The sequence below is a fragment of the Frigoribacterium sp. VKM Ac-2836 genome, assembly GCF_013248995.1.
Lineage (GTDB): Bacteria > Actinomycetota > Actinomycetes > Actinomycetales > Microbacteriaceae > Frigoribacterium.
The window spans coordinates 908,683-926,427 of sequence record NZ_JABRPK010000001.1; the positions used below are offsets into that span (position 1 = coordinate 908,683).

Genomic DNA, 17,745 nt, shown 5'->3' on the forward strand with positions numbered 1-17,745 from the left:
TTCCTCGATAGCTCAATTGGCAGAGCAGCCGGCTGTTAACCGGCAGGTTGTTGGTTCGAGTCCAACTCGGGGAGCGAAGGCCCAGAGGCTCCACCCTCTGGGCCTTTTCTCGTTCCCGCTCCGACTCCGGGGCACACGAGAAGGAGGCGCGTCCTGCGGTTCGCGGGACGCGCCTCCTCCGTCTCGGGACGACCGGGACCGTCGTCAGTCCTCGAGGTGATCGACACCCGGCAGCCACGTGCCGCCCGGCTGCCCCCAGCCCTTCTTGCGGACGGCCTTGGCCGCCGCCTTGTGGAACGGGTGCTCGAGCCGGTCGACGTACAGGACGCCGTCGAGGTGGTCGTACTCGTGCTGGAAGATGCGGGCGAGCCAGCCCCAGGCCTCGATCTCGACCTCGTCGCCCTCGAGGTCGGTCGCGCGCAGCACGACGCCGTCCGCGCGTCGCAGCGGGAACCTCTCGCCCGGCACCGAGAGGCACCCCTCGGACTCGGAGTCGTCCTCGTCGAGCGGCTCGATCGAGAGCGGGCTCTGCCAGAGCGTCGGGTTGATCGCGACGCCCCGCCACGACTCGCCCTCGTCGTCGGTCCACGAGTAGACGAACAGGCGCTTGCCGACCCCCACCTGCGGGCCTGCGAGGCCCACGCCCGGAGCGGCGTCCATCGTCTCGAACATGTCGGCGACGAGCCTGCGCAGTTCGTCGTCGACGACGGCCACCTCGGAGGCGGGGGAGTGGAGCACGGGGTCACCCGTGATGGAAATCGGTCGAACGGCCATTCGTCCAGACTATCCAGCTCCACGACGCTAGCGTGGGCCGCGTGACGACGGACATCGGGGAGCTCACCCAGCAGGTATCCCTGACCCCCTACCAGGCGCTCGGCATCCCCATCGCCCTGATCGGCGCGGTGTTCCTGTCGATCGGCGCCCAGTTGCAGCATCGCGGCGTCGCCAAGGTCGAGCGACGCATCGGTGCGGCGAAGAGCGGCATGAACGTCCGACAGGTGCTCGCGCTCGTGGGTCGCCCCTCGTGGGTGATGGGCACGCTGATGCTCGGCCTCGCGATCCTGTTCCAGCTGACCAGCCTGCGCATCGCACCGTTGCTCGTGGTGCAGCCGCTCGGGGCGGTCGCGCTCGTGATCACGGCCGTCCTCAACTCGCGTTCCACCGGACGACGGCTCGATCGGCGGGCCAAGCGGGCCATCCTCTTCTGCGTAGGCGGCGTCGGGCTCTTCGTGACGGTGGCCGCGTTCACGGCCATCGAGCCCGAGATCACGACCGGGCAACTGGTCACCGTGCTCGTGATCCTCGCAGTCGTCGGGGCCGTGCTGGGCGTCGCCTTCGCGTTGTTGCGCCGACGTCGCAGCGCCCTGTTCTACATCATCGCGGCGGGCGTGCTCTACGGCTTCGTCGCGACCCTCGCCAAGGTCGTCCTCAACCGCGTCTTCGCCGGCAACTTCGACTGGTTGACGATCGTCTGCATCGTCTTCCTGCTCGGCGCCGGTCTGCTCGGGGGGTACTTCGTCCAGAACGCCTACTCGTCCGGGCCGCCCGACCTCGTCATCGCCGGCCTCACGGTGGTCGACCCGCTCATCGCCGTCGGTATCGGAATCGTCGTGCTGGGGGAGGCGCAGAACGCGCCGCCGATCGCGGGCGTCTTCTTCTTCGTCGCCGCGGCCGTCGCCGTCTACGGCGTGTTCCAACTCGCCAAATACCATCCCCAGACCCGAGCCTGAGCTAGCGTGGGGGTCGTCGCGACCGTCGGCCCCTCGACCCGTGGGCCGGACGACGCGCCGCACCGTTCACCGAGCACGAGAAGGACGCCACGACCCGTGACACCTGCCCCGACGCCCTCGGAACCCGGTCGTCCCGACGACGCGACGTCGGCAGACGTCGTCGGCCGCGCCTCCTCGGGGTCCTCCGATCGACTCACCGTGTTGATCGCCGGCGACACCTTCCCGCCCGACGTCAACGGCGCGGCCAACTTCACCGAGCGCCTCGCCGTGGGACTCGCACAGCGTGGGCACGACGTGCACCTCATGGTGCCGGCGGCCAGTCGTCACCACGGCACCTTCCTCGAGCAGCACGGCGGCGTGACCCTGACGGTGCACCGGCTCTACTCGACCCGCTGGCCGCTGCACGACTGGCTGCGTTTCGCGACCCCGTGGCGGGTGCAGGAGCACGCCGAGAAGATCTTCGACGAGATCCACCCCGACGTGGTGCACATCCAGTCGCACATCGTCATGGGTCGCGGCGTGGCACAGGTCGCCGAGCGCCGGGGCGTTCGCATCGTCGCGACGAACCACTTCATGCCCGAGAACCTGCTCGAGCACACCGGGTTGCCCAAGGGCTTGCGGGCGAAGGCGACCCAGATGGCCTGGAACGACGCGAGCAAGACGTTCCACAAGGCCGCCGCGATCACGACGCCGACGCAGAAGGCGGCGACGTTCCTCGAGAAGTCGGTGGCGGTCACCGGTGTGCTGGCCGTGTCGTGCGGCATCGAGGCCGGCCACTACACCGCCCTCGACACCCGCCCCGAGGCGAACCGCATCGTGTTCGTCGGTCGGGTCACGGCCGAGAAGCAGATCGACGTGCTGCTCAGGGCCATGACGCTGCTCGACCCGGCCCTCGGCGCGACGCTGACGATCGTCGGCGGTGGCGATCTGTTCAAGCAGTTGCAGTCGACGAGTCGCGACCTCGGTCTCGCCGACGTCGTCACCTTCGTCGGCTACCTGTCCGACGACGAGCTGCGCCGCACGCTGACCGAGTCGACCGTCTTCGCCATGCCGTCGATCGCCGAATTGCAGAGCATCGCCAGCCTCGAGGCGATGGCCTCTGGCCTGCCCATCGTCGTGGCCGACGCGATGGCCCTGCCGCACCTGGTGGACGAAGGCCAGAACGGGTTCCTGTTCCGTCCGGGCGACAGCCGCGATCTCGCCGAGAAGCTCACGACGGTCCTGACCGCGACCGACGATGCCTACCTCGCCATGCGCCGGGCGAGCTTGAAGATGATCGAGGGTCACGACATCGAGCGCACGCTCAGCGTGTTCGAGAGCCTGTATCGTGGTCAGCCGGTGGTCCCCTCCACCGACGCGGCGTCCGACCGCGCGCACTGACGGTCGACCGCGGCACCGCCCCGGCCGACCCCGGCTCGCAACGGCGGGACGACGCGAGGGGCGGTAGCTCAGCCGGTTAGAGCAGTCGACTCATAATCGATCGGTCACGGGTTCAAGTCCCGTCCGCCCTACTCGCCGTCCCTGCCGGCTCCCTGCCGCGGGGTCGTCTCGAGCCACGGGCCTGCTGTGAGCGCGGCCGTGTCGTCGCGCGGCACGCCCGCCGCATGACACGATGTCGTCCATGTTCACCAAGCGGCCCCGACAGCCCGGGCCCGCCCCCGACGCCTGGGGCAGCTCCTCTTCGGACGACGGACGGTCCGCTCCGGCCCGCATGGGCGTGGGGGCCCAGGTGTACGTACTCGACTCGGACGACGACCCGGGGACGCCGTTCCCGTACGGCCCGACCGGCATCGTGGTCCGAGCCGGGGGCAGTGCCTGGCAGGGCGTGTCGGCCATCGGTGGTTCGGCCCGCACCTGGTGGGTCGAGTTCGACTCGCCCCAGATCGACCGTGACGGCGACGGACCGGTAGAGAGTGCCCAGGTCGCGGAGCGGTTCCTCCGCCTGGCACCACCCATCGCTCCTCACTGATCGCCCCGTCGTCTGGCCCCGCCTGATCTGGCCGTGCGTGCGGTCGTGCTGCGCGAGAGCTGTGCTGCGCTCTGTTATCCCTGAGCTCCGAGCCTCGAGATGTCACGACGTGCCGCTCGCCTCCGTACACGCGCGGCACGTCGTGACACCTGGGTAGCCCGACTCGCTCGACCCGAACCCGCGCTGCGGGCGTTACGGCCGCGGGCCGCCTGCCGCTGCTCGGGGGCCTCCGACATCCCTGGTTTGATCTTTGCTCTTGTATTTCAGGCTAAAAATGTTAATCTTGCACATGACGTTGATCCGAACTCATGATGACAAGAAGGAGAGCTGACATGGCGCTCAGCCGCGCGATACGCGAGACCGACATCTTCTCGGGGGCCACGACGAGACGGCGTCGGATCACCGTCGCCGTCGCGGTCGCGATCATCGTCGGCGTCGTTCTCGCCGTCGGGACGGTCACGGCAGCACAGAGCGCGTCCGTCACCATCGAGTTCCTGGTCAACTCGCTCGGGCAAGAGGCCGACGCCAGCCCCGGCGACGGCAGCTGCGCGACCGCGGCTGGCGAGTGCACCCTCCGCGCAGCGATCGAGGAGTCCAATTCCTTGCAGGCGGCGCCGGGCAAGGTCCAGATCGGTGTCGATCCGGCCTTCGCCGGCGGCACCATCCCGCTCTCGACATGGTCGAGCACCTGGATGCGCACGACGACCCTCGGCGGCACCATCCCCGGCGACTACGGCGCCGTGTATTCCGTCACCGCGCCCGTGAAGATCGACCTCGGCCACAAACTCAAGGCGTCGACGACATCGGACAGCCTCCAAGCCGCACTGTTCTACCTCGACGGTGACTCGATCACCGTGTCGGGCGTCGACGACTCGTTCGCTTCCGAGACCACCTTCTACGTCGGCCCCGACGCATCGAACGTGACGGTCCAGGACGGGTCGATCACCACCTCCACGTACTACCCGGAACGGTTCATGGTGGTCCGCGGTGGTGCGAAGAACATCCGGTTCACGAACTACACCGTGCAGGGCTACGCGGCCCACACCACCGAATGGGGCTGGGGTTGGGTGGATGGCGCCACCACGACCCCGGTCGACGGCCTCACGATCGATCACGTCACGTACAACGTCACCACGGGCGGCAGCGGCTGCAACGCCTGGACGGCGGAGGGGTGTTCGTCGACACCTCTGAACCTCGTCAAACAGAAGGTCACCAAACTGTCGTTCACCGACAATGCCGTGAACAACCTGAACCGGACGAACAGCACCTACTCCCGGGTCCTCAACCTCCAGAGCGCGACCGTGGACGACCTGGTCGTCTCGGGCAACGACGTGGTCTCGCCTCGCATCGGTGCGGCACAGACGTCGCTGTTCGACATGGGATCGAACCGCAGTCAGGCCGCCTCCATCGGCACGATGACCATCACCGACAACCGGATCACCGGAGTGGCTTCGACGGTTCTCGACACCGATGCCGTCATCCGGCTCCCGACCGACAAGGCCCTGCTGGGCACCGGGTTGATCGCTCGCAACACCATCACCTCCGAAGGCAAACAAGCGGCGGGTGTCAACGCCGTCTACTGGGACGGCCCCTTTGGCGACACCACCAACGTCTCCGACAGCCACCTGACCATCGAGGACAACCACTTCGACGGGTTCGGCAAGAACACCGTCGGCACGGTACGCATGTACCAGACCGGAGCCGTGGCGATGCAACGGAACACCTTCGGCACGAACTCACTCACCCAGTCGGACACGACTCGCGAAGAGGGGACGACGGCCGGGGCCCTCGACGCCGTCATGGTGGGCAACCTCGGACTCGGCGCGAACGGCAAGATGAACACCTGGTTCCCGACGGCGCGCACGTCGTCCAACAGCCAGGACGCCCCCATCGAGGCGCACGAGTGCGCCGTCGATCTCGAGATCGCTCCGCCCGACGATCCCCGTAACACCACGGCGATCGACGGCGCTCGAAACCCGTCCCACCCTGCGCGCGTCGACGTGTACTGGACCGCGGGCAACACCGCCGAGGTGTTCCTCCAGTCCGTCGACATCGGATCGGGCGAGGCCCGGACCATCCACGTGCCCCTGCCCGCCGCCGCCGACGAGCGCCTGGCTTCTTTGCCGAGCGGGGCGCCCGTGCCGGTCGACCCGGCGACCGGCGTGGTGTCCGGAGGCCTCCGCCTTCAGACCCAGGACCCGAACGCCGGCGCGACGACGGTCTCGTCCCAGTACAGCCGAGTCGTCTCCATCACGGGCAGCTGCCTTCCCGCCATCACGATCGACCAGGCAGCCGGACAGAACGACCCCACGATGGGCCGCGACCTCCACTACACGGTCACGTCGTCCATGAGCCTCGACCCGGCCACCGTCACGAGCGACGACATCGTCTTGCAGGCCCGACCGACGGCAGACACCACGGACGCCGCGCGCTTGAACCCCCGGATCACCGCCGTCACCCCGGTCGAGGGCACTGACGAGAGGGAGTACGACGTCGTCGCCCGGGTCGACGATTCGGCCACCGTGACGGCGACGATCGGGGCGGGGGCCGTCACCAGCCAGGTCGGCATGACCAACACGGCACCCGCGACGAGCACCGACAACCAGATCACCTTCACGAACCCGATCGCGCTGACCCCACCGAACCTCACGGTCGTCACCGGCGACAAGAAGGGCAAGTCGTACAAGCTCGCGATCCGACCGGGTGCGCCGACGCCCACCGATCGCCTGCAGTTCAGCGCCGTCGTCGACGACGCGGGGCAGCAGCACGGTGTCGCGGTGTCACCGGCGTCACCGACCATCTCGGGTGGACGCACGACGAGCGGGGCCGTGACCGTCAGAGCAACCGACGACGACGTTCCCGCCGACACTCCGGTCAGCATCGCCCACACCATGACGACGCAGGACGCGAACTACCAGGGGCTGGTCGTCCCGAGCGAGACGATACGGCTGTTCTCCACCGATCCCACCCTGCAGATCACGAAGCAGGCCTACGTCGACGTCGCCGACCAGTCGTCCCCCGCGACGATCCAGGCGACCGGCACCGAGGCGCCCAAGGACTCCCGACTGACCGACGGTCAGGCCGTGTGCTTCGTCTACACCGTGACGAACATCTCGAAAGGCGACCTGGCGACGCGTCTGACCGACGCGGTCGTCACCGACACCGACACCCGCCTCGGCAAGAACGGCGTCATCGGCACCGTCCCGGCGCTCAGCGTCGGCGAGTCGGTCCAGTTGTCCGCCTGCACCAGTCTCATCCCCGTCGACACGACCGCAGGAGGAGTTGACCGATGACGACCGACACGACGCCCGCAGGACGCCACGTCGCGCTCATGGCCGGAGGCGCGGGGCTGGCCATCCTGCTCGCCGGCGGCCTCACCCTGGCGGCCTGGTACGCAACCGACACCATCCGGGGTGCCCACCTGATCGCAGGCGACATGTCCATGACCACGGGGACGCCGACCTGGGCCCAGGTGACACCCGGAGTGTCCGAACCGCAGTCCGGAACCCTGACGACGACACCGACCGACTTCTACGCGATGCCCGGGGACGTGATCGACATCACCGCCCCGGTCACCGTGACGTTGACCGGAAAGAACCTCAGCGCCGGCCTCGAGGTCGACCTCGACGAACACGGTGCCGCGGCCAGAGCCTCGGACGCCGGACGACTCACGCTCTCGTACCACGTCGAAGACGCCGAGGGGCACCAGGTGGCCCCGGTCACCGGCGACGCCCCGCTCGGCACGCCTCTCTCGGTCCCGGGGCTTTCCGGGGACGACGATGCCGTGACGAGCTCATGGCAGGCGGTCGTCCGAGTGGGAGTCCTCGGTGACTACGAGTGGACCGACGGCACCGTGACGGTCGACCCCGATCTCTCGTCGGCAGGCGACCTCACGGTGCGGCTGCGGCAGGTCCGTGACGGCGCGGGGTTCACGACTCCCGGGGGCTCGTCGTGAGACGGCGAACGAAGGCCCTCGTCGCCGCGACCGCTGCGGCCGCGTGCCTGGCGGCCGGTACCGGAGCCCAGGCCCTCTGGTCGATGGACGACACCGCCGCGGTCTCGCCGATGCAGGTCGGCCGGGTTCAGTTCGCCGCGCAGGCCGACAGCGGCCGGCGCGTCTTCTCGGAGGCCGGTGCTCCGGTGACGGTCTCCGTTCCCGGCTCCGTGATCGCGAAGGTCGTCGATCAGGTGGGTCCCGATCCCGAACCTGTCTTCTGGCGATTTCGCGCCTCCGGAGCCGCCCTGGGGATCGCCGGTCTGGACTACGACGTGACCGCGGTCGCGCAGACCTCGACGAACGGCGAGCGCACCGATCTCGCCGATGGGCTGGCGAAGCCGGGCACCCTGCTCTCGAAGTCGACGATGACGATCTATCCCGCCAGCGCCAACGGGGACTGCTCCACCGTCCCGGACGTCGGCCCCGACCAGGAGGACCGGAACGTCCGGCTCGCCGGGGCCACGGATGTCGAGCTGCAAGCACCCGGCGCGAACCGCGACGGTGCGGTGCGGACCGACGAGTGGTGCGCGGCGATCAGCTGGCAGCGCGACCCGGATGGCGTCTACGCGAACGGCGTTCAGGTCGTCGCCACGGGTGAAAACGGTACACAGAACGGAGCCCTGGACGACTGGAGCTCGGTCGTCGCCTTTCCCGCGTCGCTCGACCCCCTGGGTGACTACCTGAGCCGAGTCGACGCCTCGGCGACAGCCGCTGACGGTTCGACGTCCCACGACGACGACCGCTGGGGATCTCGGCTCTTCCCTGATCCGAAACGGGAGCCCGACGTGACTCTCGAGCTCGATCCGACGGTGACGAGCGTCAAACCGCCTGCGTCCGCCGGACCGCCCGCACACTCCTGACCCCAAAGATTTCTGCGGGCTACTCGCCGAGTCCCGCAGATCCCCGCCCTTCCGGGCAACGACAACGTCCCGCTCGGGACCTCGACAGATTGAGAACGACATGACGAACAACCCTGTAATCGTGATCGAAGAGAAGAAGCGCCGCACCGGTCTGGTCTGGTTCGCCGGAGGTGTCGCGGCTCTGCTGCTCGGCGGCTCGACCTTCGCCCTCTGGTCGGCATCCGAGGGTTTCGCCGGCAGCACGATCACCGCCGGTGACCTGAACATCAGCGTCGACGAGGCGTCGTTCTGGGACGTCTCGGCCGACCGGGCCGACTCGACCACCAGCGTTCCCGGCACGGACGGCAGCCAGAAGGGGCATCCCCTGAAGCCCTCGGACGGCAGCACGTGGCGGATGGTTCCCGGTGACAAGGTCGCGGCGGCGTTCTCGTCCGACATCACTCTCGAGGGTGACAACCTGGTCGGTCAGCTGACCCTCGACGGTCTGCAGAACAACGAGCTGGAGAACAAGGGAATGACCTACTCGTTCGAGGTCTACCAGGCCGGCAAGAAGATCGTCGGCGAGAAGGCCCTGCCGACGACGGGCCAGGTCGCACTCGCGGACTTCTCGGCACCGGCGACGGGTCAGGACTCCGGCCTCGAGGACGCGGACGGTACGACGGTGCTGCCGATGACCGACACGACCGAGAACCTCACGATCGTCGTCTACGGCTCGTTCGACGCGTCGACCGAGAAGCGTGACCAGGTGACCGCGAAAGACACCCTCGCCGACCTCGAGCTCTCCTTGAAGCAGATCCGCGACACGGGTGCTCAGTTCGTCGCACAGGACCACAGCGAGTAATCCGTCCATCCGGGTGGGGCCGACAGCGTGTCGGCCCCACCCCAGTGGTGCCGAGCCGCGACATCGCTCGGCACAGAGAACGAAGGAGGCACCATGACGAGCGCACATCCATCCGCGACGGCGCAGCCGCCGCTCCGCCTGCAGCCCACCTCCACGTGGCGACGGGCCGGGCGTGCAGCGACCTTCACCCTCGGCCTGGCGATGCTCGCCGCGGTCGTGGCCGTGTTCCTCGTCCCCGTGCTCACGGGGGGAGCTTCGCTCACGGTACTGACCGGGTCGATGACACCCACGTTCTCCCCGGGGGACGTCCTCGCCGTCCGGGGCATCGAGCAGGGTGACGTCTGCGCCGACGTCCGTGTCGGCACCGTCATCAGCTATCTGCCCCGACCGAACGACCCGACGCTCATCACACACCGGGTCGTCGAGAAGACGGCTGGTGAGTACCCGGACGGAACCTCGTGCCGTCTCGTCACGCAGGGCGACGCGAACTCGGCTGCCGACGAGGCGATCTCACCCGCCCAAGTCCGGGGCGTCCTGCTCTACAGCATCCCGAAACTCGGGTGGGCCCGTCAGTGGGTCGCCGACAACATGATCGCGGCGGGGATCGCGTCGGCCGTCGTCGCCCTCGCATGGTGGTTCGTGACGGGACGACGACCGCGGACCCGCATCTACACCGTGTCGAGTGTGGATGCTTCTGCAGCCGAGACCTCCGCCGGGGCCGAGCACGAGGAAGACCTCCACCTCCGTGATGCGGCGCTGCGCAAGCGAGAGGCCGACCTGCTCAAGCGAGAGGCCGACCTGCGCGATCGTGAGCTCTCCCTGCCGTGAGGTGACGGCGACGCACCGGCCGCTGCACTGGTCCGGGGACGGCGATGCCGGTGAGCGATGGGATGATCGACCGGTGTTCTTCCTCCTACGCCGACTGCCCGATGGCGACGTCGAGCTGACGCGGTACGAACGCAGCGGGTCTGGCCGACTCGAGGCGACGGGGGTCGAGTCCATCGCCGCGACCGACCTCCCGGCCCGCGTCGCCGGGCTCGAACACGAGGTCTCGCCCCGCTGGGTCTGGGACGACACCCCGCGGTGGTACCCGCGCCTCCTCGACGCCGGGGTCACGGTGGCCCGCTGCTTCGACCTCCGGCTCGTGCACGCCATCCTGCGGCGGTCGACCGCCGCCCCCCGGTTCCCACCCGGAGGCGCCGCTGCGGGGCCGTGGGACGTCGCCCAGGCGGGGCCCGGTGAGGCGGACGGCCTCTTCGAGGTCGTGCCCGACTCGCTGCCGGACCCCGCGGGCGAGTTCCTCGCCCAGCGCGAGGCGATCGAGTCCTCGTCGACCCGGGGGCGACTCGAGTTGCTCGTCGCCGCCGAGTCCACCGGGGCCCTGATCGCCGTCGAGATGCGACACCGGGGTATCCCGTGGTCGCCCAAGGCGCACGACGAGCTGCTGACCGCGGCCCTCGGCCCGAGGCCTGGTCCGGGTGAGCGCCCGGCCCGCATGCGCGCAGCCCTCGCCGACGTGAGGCAGGCCCTCGACGCCCCCGACCTCAACCCCGATTCGCCCGCCGAGCTGATCAAGGCCCTGAATCGTGCGGGCGTACTCGTGCAGTCGACTCGTCAGTGGGAGCTCCAGCGGCACGACCATCCCTCGATCGCCCCCCTGCTCGCCTACAAGAAGATGCAGAGACTGCTCGTGGCCAACGGGTGGACCTGGCTCGACGCGTGGGTGCACGGCGGGCGATTCCGCCCGGACTACGTGCCGGGCGGCGTCGTGACCGGTCGCTGGGCGACGAGTGGAGGAGGCGCGCTGCAGCTCCCGAGGGCGGTGCGCGGCGCCGTCGTGGCCGACCCGGGTTGGACCCTCGTGGTCGCGGACGCCTCGCAACTCGAGCCGCGCATCCTGACCGGGCTGTCCGGCGACCGGGCGATGGCTCGGGCGGGGTCGGGCGACCTCTACGAGGGGATAGTCGCGAGCGGTGCCGTCGCGACCCGCGCCGAGGCCAAGGTCGCCATGCTCGGCGCGATGTACGGCGCGACCCAAGGCGAGAGCGGCCGCCTGGTGCCGCGCCTGGCCCGACGGTTCCCGGACGCCATGGCGCTCGTCGAGACGGCGGCCCGCACGGGCGAGGCCGGGGGAGTCGTCGACACGCTGCTCGGACGCAGTTCGCCACGACCCTCCGACGACCTCGGCACGGGCGGTGCCGGGGCAGGTGCCCTGCCGCCCGAGATGGGCCTGCGACCCGCCGATCGTGACGCCCGCGCCTGGGGTCGTTTCACGCGCAACTTCGTCGTGCAGGGCACTGCCGCGGAATGGGCACTCTGTTGGCTGGGTGCCCTGCGGCGCCGGCTCCACGCACGGTGGGGGACCGACGCCGGGGCTCCCCACTTCGTGTTCTTCCTGCACGACGAGGTGGTCGTGCACGCACCCTCGGCCGTCGCCGACGAGGTCGTCGCGCTGGTCGCCGAGAGTGCGGTCGAGGCGGGGCGGCTGCTCTTCGGCGACGCTCCGGTGGCCTTCCCGGTGACGGTCGCCGTCGTCGACGACTACTCCCGGGCCAAGTGACCTGGTACTAGCTCGAGTCCACGCGTCATTCGCAGGTGTTACACAGTTGTGATTTCTCAGGCGGGTCGGTCATACTTCACAGAACGGGCCACGGTCCGTGCACGTCCGGGCTCCGGCTCACACAATCGAAGAACGCACACGAGTCACGTCTGACAGGTCGATGGGGAAGTCGCACCTGAACCAGATGGAGGAATCGTGGCTGCTGCAACCGCTCGGGGAGTGCTCTACGTGCACTCGTCCCCTCGTGCACTGTGCCCACACGTCGAGTGGGCCGTCGGTCGTGCCCTCGGGCACGGCGTCAACTTCGCCTGGGTCGACCAACCCGTACTGCCCGGTGCCCAGCGCACCGAGTTCTCGTGGCAGGGCGACGAGGGCTCCGGTGCCCGAATCGCCTCGGCCCTGCGGGGTTGGGAACACCTGCGCTACGAGGTGACCGAAGATCCGGGCGAGGCCCACGACGGTGGTCGCTGGATGCATTCGCCCGATCTCGGTGTCTTCTTCGCCCAGACCGACACCGCCGGCAACACGGTCATCCCCGAGGACCGCATCCGCTACGCCATGGAGATCGCCGGGTCGAACACCCTCGAGCTGCATCGCGAGCTGCGCCTCGCCCTCGGCCAGGCCTGGGACGACGAACTCGAACCGTTCCGTTACAGCGGCGAGGGCAACCCCGTCGTCTGGCTGCACAAGGTCGGCTGACCGGCCGAAACTCTGGCGTCGTGCTCGGGCGTACCCGCCGACGACGCAGGAGGCGCGGGTCGCGTGATCACGCCACCCGCGCCTCCTGCGCTGCTCGCTCCGGTCAGACGGAGCGGAAGCCGACGACGGCGTTGTGGCCGCCGAAGCCGAACGAGTTGCTGATCGCGACGATCTCACCGGCTGGCAGGGGGCGGGGTTCGCCGACGACGACGTCCATGTCGATCTCGTCGTCCATCTGCGTGACGTTGATGGTCTGCGGCGCGAGGCGTTCGTGCAGCGCCTTGACGGTGAAGAGTGCCTCGATGCCGCCCGCACCACCGAGCAGGTGGCCCGTGGCGGCCTTGGTCGCCGAGACGATCAGTTTCGAGGTGTGGTCACCGAAGACGCGCTTGATGGCGTGGTACTCGGCGATGTCGCCGACCGGGGTGCTCGTCGCGTGTGCGTTGACGTGGACGACCTCATCGCGGTCGACTCCCGCGTTCTCGAGGGTCGTGATGACGGCTCGGGCGGCCCCGGTGCCCTCGGGGTCGGGAGCGGTGATGTGGTACGAGTCGCTCGTGACCGCACCGCCGATCAGTTCGGCGTAGATGCGCGCGCCGCGGGCCAGGGCGTGTTCTTCGGTCTCGAGCACGAGAGCGGCGCCACCCTCGGCGAGGACGAAGCCGTCACGCGTGACGTCGTAGGGGCGTGAGGCCGTGGCGGGGTCGTCGTTGCGCTTCGAGAGGGCCTGCATCGCGGCGAACGAGGCCAGGGGCATGGGGTGGATCGCTGCTTCGGAGCCACCCGCCACGGCGATGTCGGCCAGGCCGGACTGCAGGTGCTCGTAGGCCATGGCGATCGACTCGGTGCTGGAGGCGCAGGCCGAGACGACCGTGCGGGCACCGGCACGCGCGCCCAGGCTCATCGAGATGGCCGCGGCGGGCCCGTTCGGCATGAGCATCGGGACCGTCATCGGCAGGACGCGGCGCGGTCCCTTCTCCCGGAGGGTGTCCCACCCGTCGAGGAGCGTCCAGACGCCGCCGATTCCGGTGGCCCAGTCGACGATGAAGCGTTCGGGGACGACCTCGGGCGAGCCGGCGTCGGCCCAGGCCTCGCGAGCGGCGGTGAGTGCGAACTGGCTCGACGGGTCGAGGCGCTTGATCTCTCGACGGTCGAGGACGTCGGCCGAGGGGGTGCGTGCCTGGCCGGCGAAGGTGACGGGCAGCTCGTACTTGGCGACCCAGTCCTGTTCGAGGGTGGTGATGCCCGACTGGCCGGCGAGCAGGTTCTGCCAACTCTCGGTGGCGGTGCCACCGAGTGGGCTCGTGGCGCCGAGTCCGGTGACGACGATCTTCTTGGTCATTGACGTTCCTTCTGGGAGGGCCGGTCGGGGAGCTGTACCGATGTACGACGACGCCGTGACCCGGGCTGCAGCCGAGGCTGGTGGCGTGGGATCGACGGCGTCGAGGGCACAGCGGCGGGGCCCGGTCACCGTGAGGGGCGACCGGGCAGCCGACGTCTTAGTTCTGCGCCTTGTGGATGTACGTGACGGCGTCGCCGACGGTCTTGAGGTTCTTGACCTCTTCGTCGGGGATCTTGACGTCGAACTTCTCTTCGGCGTTGACGACGATGGTCATCATGGAGATCGAGTCGATGTCGAGGTCGTCGGTGAACGACTTGTCCATCTCGACGGTGTCGGTGGCGATCCCGGTCTCGTCGTTGACGAGCTCGGCGAGGCCGGCGAGGACTTCTTCGGTGGACAGTGCCATGGTGTTGTCTCCTTGAGGGGGGTGTCGTTGTGACCGGGGTAAAGCCTATACAGCCGCCCGCGGTCGGATGGGCAGCGGCGCGCTAGGGCAGCACGACCACCTGGGCGCCGAACACGAGTCCGGCGCCGAAACCGATCTGCAGCGCGAGGCCGCCGCTCAGCTCCGGGTGTTCGTCGAGAAGTCGGTGGGTCGCGAGCGGGATGCTCGCGGCCGAGGTGTTGCCGGTGGTGGCGATGTCGCGACCGATCACGACGGACGCGGGCAGGCCGAGCTGCTTGGCGAACTCGTCGATGATGCGCATGTTCGCCTGGTGCGGCACGAAGGCGGAGAGCTGGTCGGCGGTGACGCCGGCGCGCTCGAGGGCCTCTTTCGCGACCTTCGCCATCTCCCAGACGGCCCAACGGAAGACCGTCTGACCCTCTTGGCGCAGGGTCGGCCAGGGCACTTCTCCCGCTCCTTCGCGGTACTCGGTCATGGTGTTGGTCATGCCGATCGCGTCCCATTTGGAGCCGTCCGAGCCCCAGACGGTCGGGCCGATGCCCGCACGGTCCGATGGGCCGACGACGGCGGCACCGGCCCCGTCGGCGAGCAAGAAGGAGATCGTGCGGTCGGTCGGATCGATGACGTCGCTGAGCTTCTCGGCACCGACCACCAGGACGTACTCGGCGAGGCCCGACTTGACGAACGAGTCGGCCTGAGCGATTCCGTAGGTGAACCCGGCGCACGCGGCCGAGATGTCGTAGGCGGCGGCGGGGTTCGCCCCGACGCGCTCGGCGAGGAGCGACGCGACCGAGGGGGTCACGACGCCTGCGCCGATGGTCGACACGAGGACGGCACCGATCTGGTCGGGACGGATGCCCGACTTGGCGATGGCCTCGTTGGCGGCGGTCTCGGCCAGGTCAACGACCTTGACGTCCTTGCCCGCGCGACGGCGGGTGATCACGCCGGTGCGCTGTTGAATCCACTCGTCGCTCGAGTTGATGGGCTCGACGATGTCGGCATTGGGAACGATGTTCTCGCCGCGGGCGGCGCCGAGCGCGTAGATGCGGGTGAACTGGGCACCGGTGGTCTGGTTGAGCTGGGGGGTGGTCATTCTGCTCCCTCGATGAGGTCGACGGCGGCCTGCAGGTCGTCGGGTGTCTTGACGGCGACCGAGGGGACGCCCCTCAGCGCGCGCTTGGCGAGGCCGGTGAGGGCTCCGGCCGGGGCGAGTTCGACGATGCCCGTCACGCCGGCGTCGGCGAACGATCGCATGGTCGCGTCCCATCGGACGGGCGATGAGACCTGGCCGACGAGGAGCTCGACGAATCGCGCACCGGACTCGACGGTGGCTCCGTCGTGGTTGGTCCAGAGGGTCAGCGTCGGGTCGGTGGGCGTGATGCCGGCGGCGGCCGTGCGCAGGCGTTCGACGGCGGGCTGCATGAAGCGTGTGTGGAAGGCTCCGGCGACCTGGAGCGGCACGACGCGGCTCTTGGCCGGAGGGGCGGCCGCGAGCTCCGCGAGGGCTGTGGTCTCGCCCGCGACCACGATCTGGCCACCACCGTTGTAGTTGGCGGGGGAGAGGCCGAGCGCGTCGAGGCGAGCGAGCAGCTCGGCCTCGTCTCCGCCCAGGACGGCGCTCATACCGGTCTCGACGAGAGCCGCCGCGTCGGCCATGGCTCGGCCTCGCTCGGCGACGAGTTCGAGGGCGTCGACGTCCGTCAGGACGCCGCTGACGGCAGCGGCGGTGAATTCCCCGACGGAGTGGCCCGCGACACCGGTGACGGCGGACCGGTCGACGCGGCTGAAGAGTGCACGGGCCGTGAGGATGCCGGCGGCGACGATGAGGGGTTGGGCCACGGCGGTGTCGCGGATCGTCTCGGCGTCCGACGTGGTGCCGTGGGAGACGAGGTCGGTGCCGGCCGCGTCACCGAGCGACGCCAGCAGGGCGCGCTGGTCGGGGTCGGCGAGCCAGGGTTCGAGGAAACCGGGAGTTTGGGAGCCCTGACCGGGCGCAACGACAACGATCACTGGTCCATCATGCCAACGAGTCGGGGGTCTGCGGTGTAGCAACTCGACCAAAGATCGGCGCCGACGTTGTCGAAGAACACAGTCGGAGCGTGCGGTCGGTCGTCTGTCACGCGCGTCGGGTGGTCGGCCCGTCGGGGTCGGCAATCGATCCGAGGACGAGCGCGGACTGCAAGATGAGTGCCTCGCGGGCACCGGTGGCGTCCCAGCCGATCACGTCGGTGACACGCTTGAGGCGGTAGCGCACGGTGTTCGGGTGGACGAAGAGTTCACGGGCCGTGGCCTCGAGCGATCGACCGTTGTCGAGGTAGCACCACAGGGTGGTCAAGAGCTCGGTGGAGTGGGCCTTGAGCGGCTTGTAGATGCGGTTGACGAGTGTCGACCGAGCCACGGGGTCCCCGGCGAGAGCCCGTTCCGGCAGCAGGTCGTCGGCCAGCACCGGGCGAGGAGCATTGCGCCAGGCCCGAGCGACGGCGAAGCCTGCGAGGGCGGCCTTGGCGCTCTTGGAGGCGTCGACGAGGCTCGGCACTTCGTGACCGAGCACGAGGTGCCCGTCACCGAACCCGGGTTCGAGGGCGCGCGCGATGTCGGTGAAGCTGGGATGCGTCGAGGAGGCACTGCTCTCGTCGAGTGGGTCGGCCCGCCCGATGACGAGCACCAGCCGGCTTCCCTGCACACCGATCAGCACATCGGCCTCTCGGTGCCGTGCCGTTCGTCGGAGCATGTCGACGTCGAGCATGCGAGGAGCCGTGCCGACGAGGACGGCGACCTCGCCGTGACCGTGCCAGCCGAGGGCGGCGATGCGGCTGGGTAGTTCGTCGTCGTACTCGCCACTGAGGATCGAGTCGACGACGAGCGCCTCGAGCCGGGCGTCCCACAGGCCGCGGGCTTCAGCAGCGCGGGCGTACACGTCAGCCGAGGCGAACGCTATCTCGCGCGAATAGAGCAGGATCGCCTCACGCAGCGAGTCGTCACCGTCTTTGACGCGCTCTTCGACGACCTCGACGGTGATACGGATGAGCTGGAGCGTCTGAGTCAGGCTGACCGAGCGGAGCAGTTCACGGGGGGCCGACCCGAAGACGTCGGCCGCGATCCAGGGTGTGGAGCGGGGGTCGGCGAACCAGCTGATGAACGAGGTGATGCCGGCTTGGGCGACGAGCCCGACCGCCGAGCGGCGCCCGGGGGGCATGTCTCCGTACCAGGGCAGCGTCTCTTCGAGTCGCTTGATGGTCGCAGTGGACAACTCACCCGAGACCGTCCGCAGCCACGCGAGCGTGCGCTCTTTCGTGGCTGCGGACGGTTGCAGGGGCGAGGTGGGCACCCGCTCGGCACTC

At 69.3% G+C, this 17,745-nt stretch carries 16 protein-coding genes and 2 tRNA genes; 12 read left to right on the forward strand and 6 right to left on the reverse strand.

Features of this window, described 5'->3' with window-relative positions; translation table 11 throughout:
• Position 1 precedes the first annotated feature (1 nt).
• A tRNA-Asn gene (locus tag HRF36_RS04220) sits at positions 2-74 on the forward strand.
• Positions 75-204: 130 nt separating this feature from the next.
• Here the strand turns inward: HRF36_RS04220 and def are convergent.
• Positions 205-774, reverse strand: coding sequence for a peptide deformylase (gene def, locus HRF36_RS04225; protein WP_173206612.1), 570 nt, complete (start codon positions 772-774; stop codon positions 205-207).
• 41 nt (positions 775-815) lie between these two features.
• Here def and HRF36_RS04230 point away from each other — a divergent pair, with 41 nt between their 5' ends.
• The 11 genes from HRF36_RS04230 to HRF36_RS04280 all read left to right on the forward strand — a co-directional run bounded on the left by HRF36_RS04230 (position 816) and on the right by HRF36_RS04280 (position 12,656).
• A complete protein-coding gene (locus HRF36_RS04230) occupies positions 816-1,730 on the forward strand; it encodes a DMT family transporter (RefSeq protein WP_173206615.1) in 915 nt (304 codons plus the stop codon).
• A gap of 96 nt (positions 1,731-1,826) precedes the next feature.
• Entirely contained in the window at positions 1,827-3,110 is a 1,284-nt protein-coding gene (locus HRF36_RS04235) for a glycosyltransferase (protein WP_371740009.1), read from the forward strand.
• 57 nt (positions 3,111-3,167) lie between these two features.
• Positions 3,168-3,241, forward strand: a tRNA-Ile gene (locus HRF36_RS04240).
• A gap of 110 nt (positions 3,242-3,351) precedes the next feature.
• The gene (locus tag HRF36_RS04245) at positions 3,352-3,699 is read left to right on the forward strand and encodes a hypothetical protein (RefSeq protein ID WP_173206618.1); all 348 of its coding nucleotides are present in this window, start codon (positions 3,352-3,354) and stop codon (positions 3,697-3,699) included.
• A gap of 332 nt (positions 3,700-4,031) precedes the next feature.
• Positions 4,032-6,992 (forward strand): hypothetical protein, encoded by a 2,961-nt coding sequence (locus tag HRF36_RS04250; protein WP_173206621.1) that lies wholly within the window; start codon positions 4,032-4,034, stop codon positions 6,990-6,992.
• Complete coding sequence (locus HRF36_RS04255) at positions 6,989-7,654, forward strand: alternate-type signal peptide domain-containing protein (protein ID WP_173206624.1); 666 nt, start codon at positions 6,989-6,991, stop codon at positions 7,652-7,654. The genes HRF36_RS04250 and HRF36_RS04255 overlap by 4 nt, the downstream gene beginning before the upstream one ends.
• Positions 7,651-8,556: a hypothetical protein gene (locus HRF36_RS04260; RefSeq protein ID WP_173206627.1), complete on the forward strand. Its 906-nt coding sequence runs from the start codon at positions 7,651-7,653 to the stop codon at positions 8,554-8,556. The genes HRF36_RS04255 and HRF36_RS04260 overlap by 4 nt, the downstream gene beginning before the upstream one ends.
• Before the next feature lie 100 nt (positions 8,557-8,656).
• Positions 8,657-9,397, forward strand: coding sequence for a SipW-dependent-type signal peptide-containing protein (locus HRF36_RS04265; RefSeq protein ID WP_173206630.1), 741 nt, complete (start codon positions 8,657-8,659; stop codon positions 9,395-9,397).
• A gap of 93 nt (positions 9,398-9,490) precedes the next feature.
• Positions 9,491-10,225 carry a signal peptidase I gene (locus HRF36_RS04270; RefSeq protein ID WP_173206633.1) on the forward strand — a complete coding sequence of 245 codons (735 nt, stop codon included), beginning with the start codon at positions 9,491-9,493 and terminating at the stop codon, positions 10,223-10,225.
• A gap of 73 nt (positions 10,226-10,298) precedes the next feature.
• Positions 10,299-11,957, forward strand: a complete 1,659-nt coding sequence (locus tag HRF36_RS04275; RefSeq protein WP_371740010.1) for a bifunctional 3'-5' exonuclease/DNA polymerase — start codon at positions 10,299-10,301, stop codon at positions 11,955-11,957.
• 195 nt (positions 11,958-12,152) lie between these two features.
• Entirely contained in the window at positions 12,153-12,656 is a 504-nt protein-coding gene (locus HRF36_RS04280; RefSeq protein WP_173206639.1) for a DUF3145 domain-containing protein, read from the forward strand.
• Between the two features lie 103 nt (positions 12,657-12,759).
• Here HRF36_RS04280 and HRF36_RS04285 read toward each other — a convergent pair whose 3' ends face one another.
• From HRF36_RS04285 to HRF36_RS04305, 5 genes are all read right to left on the reverse strand, one after another.
• Positions 12,760-13,998, reverse strand: a complete 1,239-nt coding sequence (locus HRF36_RS04285) for a beta-ketoacyl synthase (RefSeq protein ID WP_173206642.1) — start codon at positions 13,996-13,998, stop codon at positions 12,760-12,762.
• A gap of 157 nt (positions 13,999-14,155) precedes the next feature.
• Positions 14,156-14,404, reverse strand: coding sequence for an acyl carrier protein (locus HRF36_RS04290; RefSeq protein ID WP_043592609.1), 249 nt, complete (start codon positions 14,402-14,404; stop codon positions 14,156-14,158).
• An 82-nt stretch (positions 14,405-14,486) separates the two neighbouring features.
• A complete protein-coding gene (locus HRF36_RS04295) occupies positions 14,487-15,497 on the reverse strand; it encodes a beta-ketoacyl-ACP synthase III (RefSeq protein ID WP_173206645.1) in 1,011 nt (336 codons plus the stop codon).
• On the reverse strand, positions 15,494-16,414 hold the full coding sequence (locus HRF36_RS04300) for an ACP S-malonyltransferase (protein ID WP_173206648.1): 921 nt from the start codon (positions 16,412-16,414) through the stop codon (positions 15,494-15,496). Before HRF36_RS04300 ends, HRF36_RS04295 begins: the two co-directional genes overlap by 4 nt.
• A 106-nt stretch (positions 16,415-16,520) precedes the next feature.
• Positions 16,521-17,732 carry a PucR family transcriptional regulator gene (locus tag HRF36_RS04305; RefSeq protein ID WP_371740012.1) on the reverse strand — a complete coding sequence of 404 codons (1,212 nt, stop codon included), beginning with the start codon at positions 17,730-17,732 and terminating at the stop codon, positions 16,521-16,523.
• Between the last annotated feature and the right edge of the window lie 13 nt (positions 17,733-17,745).

What these genes read in the sequence shown, in the direction of transcription:
- def (WP_173206612.1), bottom strand. Translation starts at nt 774, where the DNA reads ATGGCCGTTCGACCGATTTCCATCACGGGTGACCCCGTGCTCCACTCC.
- HRF36_RS04245 (WP_173206618.1), top strand. Translation starts at nt 3,352, where the DNA reads ATGTTCACCAAGCGGCCCCGACAGCCCGGGCCCGCCCCCGACGCCTGG.
- HRF36_RS04250 (WP_173206621.1), top strand. Translation starts at nt 4,032, where the DNA reads ATGGCGCTCAGCCGCGCGATACGCGAGACCGACATCTTCTCGGGGGCC.
- HRF36_RS04255 (WP_173206624.1), top strand. Translation starts at nt 6,989, where the DNA reads ATGACGACCGACACGACGCCCGCAGGACGCCACGTCGCGCTCATGGCC.
- HRF36_RS04265 (WP_173206630.1), top strand. Translation starts at nt 8,657, where the DNA reads ATGACGAACAACCCTGTAATCGTGATCGAAGAGAAGAAGCGCCGCACC.
- HRF36_RS04270 (WP_173206633.1), top strand. Translation starts at nt 9,491, where the DNA reads ATGACGAGCGCACATCCATCCGCGACGGCGCAGCCGCCGCTCCGCCTG.
- HRF36_RS04285 (WP_173206642.1), bottom strand. Translation starts at nt 13,998, where the DNA reads ATGACCAAGAAGATCGTCGTCACCGGACTCGGCGCCACGAGCCCACTC.
- HRF36_RS04290 (WP_043592609.1), bottom strand. Translation starts at nt 14,404, where the DNA reads ATGGCACTGTCCACCGAAGAAGTCCTCGCCGGCCTCGCCGAGCTCGTC.
- HRF36_RS04295 (WP_173206645.1), bottom strand. Translation starts at nt 15,497, where the DNA reads ATGACCACCCCCCAGCTCAACCAGACCACCGGTGCCCAGTTCACCCGC.